Below are 411 nucleotides of genomic sequence, written 5' to 3' on the forward strand. Positions count from 1 at the left end.
CGTTCAATCCCTCTTCGCCGACCAAGTTACAATGGTGGCTATAGCTCAGTTGGTAGAGTCCCGGATTGTGATTCCGGTTGTCGCGAGTTCAAGCCTCGTTAGCCACCCCATATAATGTTTTTCAGCCTGCATGGCTGGATGACAAGCAAAAAATCGGTGAATAGCGCAGTTTGGTAGCGCATCTGGTTTGGGACCAGAGGGTCGGGGGTTCGAATCCCTCTTCACCGACCACTTATATGGTAAGTTTGCCCGGTGAGCAAACCTACAGGTTCGGAAAAAAGAAGTGTATTGTTCGGGTGTGTAAATCCGCCGCGTTCAATCCCTCTTCGCCGACCAAGTTACAATGGTGGCTATAGCTCAGTTGGTAGAGTCCCGGATTGTGATTCCGGTTGTCGCGAGTTCAAGCCTCGT

The 411-nt window shown here is 50.9% G+C and carries 2 tRNA genes; both read left to right on the plus strand.

What is annotated here, in order from left to right:
- The first annotated feature begins 34 nt into the window (after positions 1 to 34).
- Positions 35 to 110 (plus strand) — tRNA-His (locus P0Y67_RS22875).
- A gap of 44 nt (positions 111 to 154) precedes the next feature.
- Positions 155 to 231: transfer RNA gene (locus P0Y67_RS22880), tRNA-Pro, on the plus strand.
- The last annotated feature ends 180 nt before the right edge of the window (positions 232 to 411 follow it).

Source organism: Photobacterium sp. SP02, assembly GCF_038519165.1.
GTDB lineage: Bacteria > Pseudomonadota > Gammaproteobacteria > Enterobacterales > Vibrionaceae > Photobacterium > Photobacterium halotolerans.